We start from the raw sequence: 7701 nt of genomic DNA, 5'->3' as shown, positions 1-7701 counted from the left end.
GCCCAGGAACTCGCCACCCATTTCGAGGCGCTGAAGCTGGAACACGAAATCGGCCCCCTGAAGATCAAGATCTCGGGCTGCATCAACGCCTGCGGTCACCATCATGTCGGCCATATAGGCATCCTCGGCCTCGACCGTGCGGGGGTCGAGAACTACCAGATCACCCTTGGCGGCGACGGTACCGAAGACGCGGTGATCGGCGAAAAGACCGGCCCCGGCTTTGCCTACACCGAGATCGTCCCCGCCATCGAGCGCATCCTCCGCGCCTACCTCGACCTCCGCACAGAGCCGTCGGAGACCTTCCTGCAAGCCTTCAAGCGCGTTGGCATGGAACCCTTCAAGACCGCCCTCTATGAGATCGAAGGCGAAAAAGATGCCGCGTGACGGGCGCCACGACGGCCCCGTCGTCGAACGGGTTGCGGCGCTGAATGCGCGTTATCGCCACCACTCGGCGACCGCGGTCCTGGAACACGCGCTCAAGGACGACGATCTCGGCAGGGTAGCCCTTGTCTCATCCTTCGGGGCCGAATCCGTTGTGCTTCTTCACCTCGTCAGCGTGATCGCGCCCGAAACCCCCGTCCTCTTCATCGATACCCGGATGCTATTTCCGGAAACGCTGGACTACCAGCGCGAGCTGGCCGAGAAGCTGCACCTTTGCGACGTCCGTACCATCCGCGCCGCCCAGCCGCGCGTGGCGTTCGAGGACCCGGACAACACGCTCCACCAGTTCAATACGGATGCCTGCTGCAACGTCCGCAAGGTCGAGCCACTGGAGCGCGCGCTGGCCCCCTTCGACGGCTGGATCACCGGCCGAAAGCGGTTCCAGAATGCCGACCGGGGCACGATCGACTTCTTCGAAAACGAAGGCGACTTCCGGATCAAGGTCAACCCGCTCGCCCATTGGGGCCGCGAGGACCTTGAGGAATACATGGTCGAAAACCGCCTTCCCCGGCATCCTTTGGTGGCGAAGGGCTTTCCCTCGATCGGCTGCGCACCCTGCACCAGCCCGGTGAAACCGGGTGAAGATCCGCGCGCTGGCCGTTGGCGCGGAACGCAAAAGACCGAATGCGGTATTCACTTCATCGACGGCAAGGCCGTTCGGACCCCAAAGGAGCACGCCGCATGAGCCGGGATCAAATTTCTTCGAAGAAATTTGCAAAATCCTTCGAAGGATTTTGGCGCCAGGCCGGAGACCGGGCATGACCGTGATCGTTACAGACGCTGGCTTCGCCCAGGCACCCGAGCGCGAGATCGTAGCGTTGGCCGACCTCACGCCGGACCAGACGGCGGTTGACCTCGCCAACACCGACGACCCTGCGGCCCTCATGGGACGACTGGAGCAACTGACGCTGATCCGCGTGGCCTTCCCCGCCTTCAACGATGGCCGCGCCTTCACCATCGCCCGTCGCCTGCGCGAAATGGGATACACCGGCCAGCTCTTGGCTTTGGGTCCGCTGATCGCCGACCAGTACGCGATGCTGCGTCGGGTGGGCTTTGACGGGGCCGAAATCCCTGACGAGCTCGCCGCCCGCCAACCGGCCGACCAATGGCAGTCCCGCGCGGCCGACTGGCGCGAGCATCATTATCAGGCGCGACTTCGCGCCTGACTTCCGCACCACCCGAAACAGCGCTAGATAAGCAATGCCGGTCCTGACCGGCTTGGCCCCATGACCGAAGCACCCCTGATGACCGAAGCAAGCCCGATCCCGACCGCGAAGCCGCATCTGCCGGACGCCCAGACCGTGACGCAGGTCACGCACTGGACCGACCGTCTGTTCTCGTTCCGCGTCACCCGGCCCGCATCCTTGCGCTTCCGGTCGGGCGAGTTCGTGATGATCGGGCTTCTGGGCGACAACGGCAAGCCGCTCCTCCGCGCCTATTCCATCGCTTCGCCCTCATGGGACGAGGAACTGGAGTTCTATTCGATCAAGGTGCCTGACGGCCCGCTGACCTCGAAACTCCAACATATCCAGCCGGGGGATGAGATCATCCTGCGTCCCAAACCCGTCGGCACGCTGGTCCATGACGCGCTTCTGCCGGGAAGTCGGCTCTGGTTCCTCGCCACCGGCACCGGCATCGCGCCTTTCGCAAGCCTCATGCGCGACCCTGAGACTTATGAAAAATACGACCAGGTCATCATGATGCACACCTGCCGCGAGGTGGCAGAGCTGGAATATGGCCGTAAGCTTGTCGAAAGCCTGAAGGATGATCCCCTGATCGGCGAGATGGTCGGCGACAAGCTGAAGTACTACCCGACCACGACGCGGGAACCGTTCCATCACATGGGCCGGATCACCGACAATCTGACCAGCGGCAAGGTGTTTGCTGATCTCGGCCTCGCCCCGATGGACCCCGAGGAAGACCGCGCCATGGTGTGCGGTTCGCTGGCGTTCAACCACGACGTAAAGGCGGTGCTGGAGAAGTTCGGCCTGCGGGAAGGTGCCAATTCTGAGCCGCTGGAATATGTGGTGGAGAAGGCCTTCGTCGGCGACGGGATTTGATGGGCACGGTGCGCACTCGATGCCTCATATAAAAATCAATATGTTACGATCCATCATTAAGAATTTGTTCAGATAAGCCCGGCCTTCCCGGTGCGACTGATAAGCCCAAAAAAAAGGCCGCAGGAACCATCCTGCGGCCTTTTCGATCTGGCTTAAGCCGAAGCTTACATGCCAAGCGCGGTCTTGATCTGCGCGACGGTGTCGGCAACCAGCGCCGGGTTGGTCTTCGCGGCCTCGACAGCGGTCTTCAGCTGGGTCTTCATCGCGTCATCCAGCGTCGAGCCGTCGATCAGCGCAACAACCGCATCCGCATTGAAGTTCGCCGGGTCGAGTGCTGCCGCAGCGTCGGCGGCAGGAGCAGCTTCGGTGGTTGCCGGAGCGGCTTCAGTGGTTTCGGCCGGCGCGGCCTCGGTCGTTGCCGGAGCAGCCTCGGTGGTCTCAGCCGGTGCGGCTTCGGTTCCTTCGGCAGCTGCGCCATCGGCAGCCCCCTGAGCAGCAGCAGCATCGCCTTCGGCAGTGCCCGCCGCTTCCGCGTCAGCGCCAGCCTGCTCTTCAGCCGCCTGTGACTCTGCAGCAGCGTCCTGAGCGGGCTTGTAGCTGAACTGGTAATAGCCGCCAGCGGCCAGAAGAACGACGATGGCACCGATAATTACAGTTCTGTTCATGTCATATACTCCCATGACCGGAGCTTAGGCCCGGATGGTGCTGATATGGCAGTTCGATTTCGGAATGAAAAGCCCGGCAGTCCTTACCCGGCGGAAAAGGGCGGGAATCCTCCGGTTTTTGGGAAATTATGGCGTCCAGCCGGGTTGCGAAGCGGCCTCGCGGCGTCTAAGTTGCGCACGCCAAATCAACCACCAAAGGACCACAGCCATAGCCCGCAGACCCCACAATGCCCCGCCGCAACGCGAAACCGGACCCAGGATCAATGACCGCATCCGCTCTCCGGAAATCCGCCTGATTGGCGCCGACGGCGAGAACGTCGGGGTGGTAACCCCGGCCCGGGCGATGCAGATGGCCGAGGAAGCCGGGCTTGATCTGGTCGAGATATCGCCGACTGCAGAACCGCCTGTCTGCAAGATCATGGACTTCGGCAAGTTCAAGTACGAGACGCAGAAGCGCGAGGCTGAAGCGCGCAAAAAGCAGAAGATCATCGAGATCAAGGAAATCAAGTTCCGCCCGGGCACGGACACGCATGACTATGACGTCAAGATGCGGTCGGTGATGAAGTTCCTGGGCGAAGGCGACAAGGTGAAGGTCACGCTGCGCTTCCGCGGCCGCGAAATGGCGCACCAGGAGCTGGGGTTGGAGCTTCTGAACCGGGTCGCTGCCGATGTGGGCGAAGCAGGCAAGATCGAGTCGATGCCCAGGCTTGAGGGCCGCCAGATGGTGATGATGGTCGCGCCGAAGTAACACCGGTTACGATTTTTCTACGAAAAATCAGGGGCCTTCACGGCCCCTTTTCTATTCCTGCGCCTCGCGAAGGCGACCGCGTTGCGGGATTTCCTTCAGAAGCCCACCCACCCCCATCGCCGCGATGTCTGCGCCGGTGACCGGCACACCGCAGATTACACGCTCCATCACCCAGTCCGCGCCATTCAGCGCCGGGCTTTTGGCGCAGCCCGGCAGGCCGATGACGGGGATTTCCCCGAGACGACCGATGAACAGGAGGTTGCCGGGATCGACGGGCATCCCGAAGCGGTCGACCGTCCCCCCTGCCCTGCGGACTGCGCCGGGGGCAACGTCCTCTGGATCCGAGGTTGCCGAGGCCGTGAGGATCAGGATCAGATCGGCATCGGTCACACTGGCCAGCGCGGCGGCGAGGTCAGCTTCGCGATGGGGAACCAGCCGCTTCGGCTGCATCACGACGCGAAGTGCTTCCAGACGCTTCTGGATCGCCCGGTGGCCTTTTTCCCCGTCATCTGAATCGGTCACCGTCTGGATCAACGCGGCGCGCGACATCGCGACTGGGCGTATTCGCAAAGCCCCGGCTCCTGCCGAGCTGGCAGCCGCAACGGACGTCCGGGACGCACCATAGGAGATGACCTTTACGGTAGCGACCATCTCGCCCTGCGTCAGCCGTTGCCAGCGCGGCACGGTTGCCAGGGTGATCATCGGGTCCACTGCATTCAAGGCGTCCACGCGGTCGGACAGAACTTCGGCAACACCAGTTACATCGGCATGGATGTTGACCCGCCCGGTGCCAACGGCTTTGAGCCGAAGCCCCGCAGCAACGGGGTTTGGAACCAGTGCCTGGGCGATTGCGAGCGCGGCTTCGTCTTCATGCAACTCGTCAGCGTCGAGCCTGGCGACGATGACCTCGGTTCGGCCCGCGCTGCGCAGGACGGCGATTTCGTCGGGGCCTAGAACGCAGCCCTTCCGCAGTCGCCCCTCGGCCAGCGGCACCGAATGCGCAAGGATCGCGCCTTCTGCCTCGGTCAGGGGAACGGGGCCGAAGCGCATCAGGTCCGCAGGGTTTCGATGATCTGGGCCATGATCGAGACGGCGATCTCGGCGGGCGTCTTGGCACCGATGTCGAGGCCTACGGGGGCACGGATCCTCGCGATCTCATCCGCCGTGAAACCTTCGGCAGTCAGCCTGTCCACGCGTTTGGCATGGGTGCGGGTCGATCCGAGGCAGCCGAGGTAGAAGGCTTTGGAACGGAGCGCGTAGCGGATCGCCGGGTCATCAAGCTTGGGGTCGTGGGTCAGCGTCACGATGGCCGTCCGCGCATCGGGGGCGAGCCGGGCAAGCGCCTCGTCGGGCCAGTCGTCGAGGATGGTCTCGCCGGGGAAGCGGTCGGCCGAGCCGAAGGCGGCGCGGGGGTCGATCAGGGTGGGCGCGTAGCCGCAGGTTCGGGCGATGGTCAGAAGCGGCTGGGCGATATGGACCGCGCCGATGACGATCAGCCGCAGCGGCGGGTTGTGGACCGCGATGAAGCGGCCATCCTCCTCCATGCCGGAGCGATCGGATTTCAGGCGGGCATCGACGGCGGGGTCCTGGCCGGGGATGACGAGAGTGCGGGCCCAGCCTTCGGGTCTGGTGACCAAGGCCAGGGCGCTTGATGCCGCGCGGGCGCTGGCGAGGTCGGCGAGCATTGCTTCGGGCAGGGCTTCGGCCCCCTCGCCCACGGGTTCAACGAGGACGCGGATCGTGCCACCGCAGGCGAGCCCGGCGGCGAAGGCGGTCTCTTCGCTGACGCCAAAGGTCAGGATGCGCGATTTGCGATCCTGCAGGGCCTCCAAAGCCTCGGTCACCACGGCGCCCTCCACGCAGCCGCCGGAGACGGAGCCGAGCATCTCGCCCTCTCCCGAGATGGCGAGCTGGCTGCCGGCCTGGCGGGGGGCTGAGCCCCAGGTCTCGATCACGGTGGCAAGTGCGGCACCCTTGCCGGCGCGGTGCCAAGCAAGGGCTGCCTCGGGGATCAGGTCATGGGTGGCGCGGGTGTCCATGGTGGAAGTATGCGTCCACGCGCGGGGCTTTGCCACAGAAATGGAAGCGCCGCGGGCGGACCCGCGGCGCGACTTTGGTATCGGATGCGCTTAGCGCAGTTCGGCAGTGCGCATCAGGGGTGTGATCACCTTGACCTCGACCCGGCGGTTCAGGGGTTCGTTTTCGAGCGTGTCGATCAGAAGTTCGGTCTCGCCGTAGCCCTGCACGACCATGTTCTCCGGCGGGATGTCGAAGTATTCGGTCAAGGCAAGGGCCACCGATTCCGCGCGGCGGTCAGAGAGGGCGAGGTTCATCGCCGACTTGCCGGTCGCGTCGGTGTGGCCCATGACCAGGAACACCTCGGCCGGGTTTTCGTCGAGCAGGTCCTGCATCACGCGGCCAAGGTCGGCCAGATTGCGCGCCTCATCCGCCGTGACGGCAGCCGAGCCGCTGGCGAAGGTGACAGGCTCGACATCGATCGTCGCGGCAAGGGCCCGGACCTCGGTGATCTCGCGGATCTGGCGGAGCGAGAACTTGCGGCCTGCCTTGTCAGCTTCAAGCCGGGCAAGCTCGCGCTTCAGCGCCGCGTCTTCGTCCTTGGAGGAGATGACGATCCTCGTCCGCGGCTTCGGCAGGTCGCGGATGACGACGACTTCTTCCTCGACCAGATCATCGATCAGCACGATCTCGCGGCCAAGGTCGTCATAGGTCGCGCGGCGGAGCACGCGGCCGGTCGCGTCGCGGATCGTGACGACTTGCGTCCCGTCGGCGCGCTCCACGATCGTGCGGGTCGAGCCGTCGCGGAACGTCTCGGTCCGGACGGTCGAGCCGGGGCGGCGGATGACCGTGTCGTCGTCCTTGAGCACCTGGTAGGTGCCGTCGGGGCGCAGAACGATGACCCGGTCGCCGGTGTTCGAGACAACGCGGCGCTCTTCGCGGGCGTCGTTGTTGTTCTTGATGATTGCGCCCACTGCAAGCGCGCCAAGCACCAGAAGACCGGCTTTCTCAAGATCGGAAAGGCCGCTCTTCTTGCCTTCGGCCAGAGCAACCGGAGCGGCCGCAAACTCCTGGGCCGAGGTGCGGGCGGTATCTTCGGTGATCGTCTCGGTCACCGCGGCCACCAGAGACGCTGGGTCGGTTTCGGGCAGAACGATGGTGCCGTCCTCGGCGGGGGCAGCCGTGGTCAGGGTCGCGGCCGCAGCGAGGGCAGACGGGTCGATCGCGGTCGGGTCGGCGGTCAGAAGCTGGGTCAGGCCCTCGACTTCGCTTTCGGTGACTTCGGGGGCCTCGACGGGAACGACTTCCACTGCCGGATCAGGTTCGGCGACCTTGAGGCCGGCGGCCGGGTCGACGATCTCGCCGCTGTCGGTGATGGCAAGCTCGGCCTCGGCCCTAGCCAGCGCTTCGGCGGCAACCGCGGGGTCGATGATCTCGCCCGTTGCCTGATCGATCACGCCTTCCAGCGGGGTCTCGGTGAGCGCCGTTTCTTCGGTGGCGGGCGCTTCGGTCGTTGCAGCCTCGGCCGCGGCAGCCGCCTCTTCGGCAGCCTTCGCGGCGGCTTCTTCCTCAGCAATCTTTGCCGCTGCGGCGTCAGCCTCGGCCTGCGCTGCGGCCTCTGCCGCGGCCGCCTCTGCCGCAGCCTGAGCGGCAGCTTCTTCCTCGGCCGTCTTTGCCGCTGCCGCATCCGCCTCTGCCTGTGCTGCAGCCTCTGCCGCAGCGGCTTCTTCTGCAGCCTTTGCTGCAGCTTCTTCTTCTGCCGTCGCGGGGG

The 7701-nt window shown here is 64.9% G+C and carries 8 protein-coding genes and 1 pseudogene; 5 read left to right on the top strand and 4 right to left on the bottom strand.

Going from position 1 to position 7701, the window contains the following annotated elements:
* The 4 genes and pseudogenes from ACRCSW_RS11370 to ACRCSW_RS11355 all read left to right on the top strand — a co-directional run.
* A pseudogene (locus ACRCSW_RS11370) lies at window positions 1-384 on the top strand (nitrite/sulfite reductase); the annotation flags it as partial.
* Window positions 374-1126 carry a phosphoadenylyl-sulfate reductase gene (locus ACRCSW_RS11365; RefSeq protein WP_438705151.1) on the top strand — a complete coding sequence of 251 codons (753 nt, stop codon included), beginning with the start codon at window positions 374-376 and terminating at the stop codon, window positions 1124-1126. The pseudogene ACRCSW_RS11370 and the gene ACRCSW_RS11365, both read left to right, overlap by 11 nt.
* A gap of 73 nt (window positions 1127-1199) precedes the next feature.
* Window positions 1200-1607 (top strand): DUF934 domain-containing protein, encoded by a 408-nt coding sequence (locus ACRCSW_RS11360; protein ID WP_438705149.1) that lies wholly within the window; start codon window positions 1200-1202, stop codon window positions 1605-1607.
* A gap of 60 nt (window positions 1608-1667) precedes the next feature.
* Entirely contained in the window at window positions 1668-2501 is an 834-nt protein-coding gene (locus ACRCSW_RS11355) for a ferredoxin--NADP reductase (protein ID WP_438705147.1), read from the top strand.
* 164 nt (window positions 2502-2665) lie between these two features.
* Here ACRCSW_RS11355 and ACRCSW_RS11350 read toward each other — a convergent pair whose 3' ends face one another.
* Window positions 2666-3166 (bottom strand): hypothetical protein, encoded by a 501-nt coding sequence (locus ACRCSW_RS11350; RefSeq protein ID WP_438705145.1) that lies wholly within the window; start codon window positions 3164-3166, stop codon window positions 2666-2668.
* Window positions 3167-3200: 34 nt separating this feature from the next.
* Here ACRCSW_RS11350 and infC point away from each other — a divergent pair, with 34 nt between their 5' ends.
* Complete coding sequence (gene infC, locus ACRCSW_RS11345; protein ID WP_438705143.1) at window positions 3201-3914, top strand: translation initiation factor IF-3; 714 nt, start codon at window positions 3201-3203, stop codon at window positions 3912-3914.
* Between the two features lie 51 nt (window positions 3915-3965).
* Here the strand turns inward: infC and ACRCSW_RS11340 are convergent, their stop codons facing one another.
* The 3 genes from ACRCSW_RS11340 to ACRCSW_RS11330 form a co-directional block, all read right to left on the bottom strand.
* Window positions 3966-4964 (bottom strand): molybdopterin-binding protein, encoded by a 999-nt coding sequence (locus ACRCSW_RS11340; protein ID WP_438705141.1) that lies wholly within the window; start codon window positions 4962-4964, stop codon window positions 3966-3968.
* Window positions 4964-5953, bottom strand: coding sequence for an XdhC family protein (locus ACRCSW_RS11335; protein ID WP_438705139.1), 990 nt, complete (start codon window positions 5951-5953; stop codon window positions 4964-4966). The genes ACRCSW_RS11340 and ACRCSW_RS11335 overlap by 1 nt, the downstream gene beginning before the upstream one ends.
* Before the next feature lie 90 nt (window positions 5954-6043).
* A partial coding sequence (locus ACRCSW_RS11330; protein WP_438705137.1) for an OmpA family protein occupies window positions 6044-7701 on the bottom strand: 1658 nt, incomplete at its 5' end.

The organism is Tabrizicola sp. (assembly GCF_051645465.1).
Taxonomy (GTDB): domain Bacteria; phylum Pseudomonadota; class Alphaproteobacteria; order Rhodobacterales; family Rhodobacteraceae; genus Tabrizicola.
Note: the sequence above shows the minus strand (reverse complement) of the source record. Positions and strands in the feature narration are given on the sequence as shown.